Origin of the sequence: Heliomicrobium undosum, assembly GCF_009877425.1 — a bacterium.
Classification (GTDB): Bacteria; Bacillota; Desulfitobacteriia; order Heliobacteriales; family Heliobacteriaceae; genus Heliomicrobium; species Heliomicrobium undosum.
The window spans coordinates 1-1,872 of the sequence record NZ_WXEY01000051.1; the positions used below are offsets into that span (position 1 = coordinate 1).

A 1,872-nucleotide genomic window follows, 5' to 3' on the forward strand; every position below is an offset into this window, starting at 1 on the left:
ATATCCCATTTTCGACGGTGTGTCATGAAAGGAATTGAATTTCCAACCAATTCCGTGCTTTGCAAGAGATGAGGGAAGGCCCCTCGAACTCGGTATTCTTGTACAGGGTTCAAACAGCCTTAAGCTGCTATGTTCAAAAGGCATGGTGGTGAGCGTTAAGGAAAAGGCCGGGGCGACCGGTCATGTGTGTATCATGGAGCTGAACGAAAGTGAAGGGCCGAAGAAGTATCGTAAGTGGGAACATTGCTATCAAAACCAGGGATTTGTTGAGTAACTGGGATGAATCCGAAGGAAACCTGATTACTGTTCGGATGGTAGCCGGTATAGAGGCCACAGGAACATGATATAGGCTCTTGCAAGGAACATGAGAACCTACGGCTCCACTAAAAGGAAACGTCAAGAGGCTAATTCACAGGGACGAAGATACTGGAAGTGGAGCATAGGGGCGGAGGAATCTGTAGTAGCGATGAAGTGTGCGTAATGGCCATCGAGCGAAGGGATTCCGTTATCGTAACTTTGAGATTTGGTCAACCGACAGTGGGAGGAATCAAAGATCAAAGGGAAGCCGTACGAGATTTCGAAACACTTGGTCATGGATGCGTTTAACCGGGTAAAGGCCAACAAAGGGGCAGCAGGAGTAGACGCTCAAAGTCTGGTAGAGTACGAAAAGAACTTGAAGGATAATCTGTACAAGCTTTGGAATCGGATGTCATCGGGAAGTTACTTTCCGAAACCAGTCAAGGGAGTAGAAATTCCAAAGAAAAGTGGAGGCACAAGATTACTCGGCGTGCCCACAGTGGAAGATAGGATAGCGCAAATGGTTGGCAGGCTGTATTTCGAGCCAATAGTGGAACGAATATTTCATAAGGACTCATACGGATACAGACCCGGAAAATCGGCCATTGACGCAATCGGGACCACTCGGAAAAGATGCTGGGAATACGACTGGGTCATAGAGTTCGACATTCGAAAACTATTCGATAACATTGAGCATGAATTGCTAATGAAAGCCGTCAGAAAACATACAGAGTGCAAGTGGTTTCTACTGTATGTGGAAAGATGGCTTAAAGCCCCATTTCAAATGCCGGATGGAGCGATTGTAGAAAGGACGTCGGGAACTCCGCAGGGCGGAGTGATCAGTCCAGTATTGGCAAATCTGTTTCTACATTACGCATTTGACCGGTGGATGGCAGACAAAAATCCAGAAAACCCTTGGGCGAGATATGCTGATGATGGAGTCGTCCACTGCAGAACAAAGGAAGAGGCCGACACCCTGTTGGAAAGACTTAAGAAGAGGATGCTCTCGTGCCAACTGGAAATACACCCGGACAAAACCAGAATTGTGTACTGCAAAGACGCAAATAGGAAGAATACGCACGAACACACTTTATTTACTTTCCTAGGGTATGAATTCAGGCCAAGAGTAGCGAAAAACAAAAATGGACAGTATTTCATCGGATTCACTCCAGCAGTGAGTTCACAGGCAAGAAAGAGTTTCCGAGAATCCATAAGGGAAATTAGGAGACAGTCCAATGGTGTAACACTGGATGAGGTCGCATGGAGGATGAATCCGGTTATTCGGGGGTGGGCCAACTACTTTGGAAGGTTCTGCCCTAGCTCTATGAAAAAGGAACTTTCGAAAGTGAATCTCGCACTGGTCAGATGGGCAATGAGAAGGCACAAGAGCCTACGACGTAAACCCGCGAGGGCACTCGATTGGCTCGGTACTTGCGCAAAAATACGTCCAAATCTCTTTGCTCACTGGGAAATGGGCGTTGTGCCAGCGGTATGATGACAAGAGCCGGATGAGGGGAGACTCTCACGTCCGGTTCTGTGAGCAGGCAGGGGTGAAATTCCCCTGCTTGACTCGAC

The 1,872-nt window shown here is 47.6% G+C and carries 1 protein-coding gene; it reads left to right on the forward strand.

The window, feature by feature from the left end; all coding sequences use genetic code 11:
* The first annotated feature begins 592 nt into the window (after window positions 1–592).
* Complete coding sequence (gene ltrA, locus GTO91_RS17520) at window positions 593–1,792, forward strand: group II intron reverse transcriptase/maturase (protein ID WP_161260002.1); 1,200 nt, start codon at window positions 593–595, stop codon at window positions 1,790–1,792.
* The last annotated feature ends 80 nt before the right edge of the window (window positions 1,793–1,872 follow it).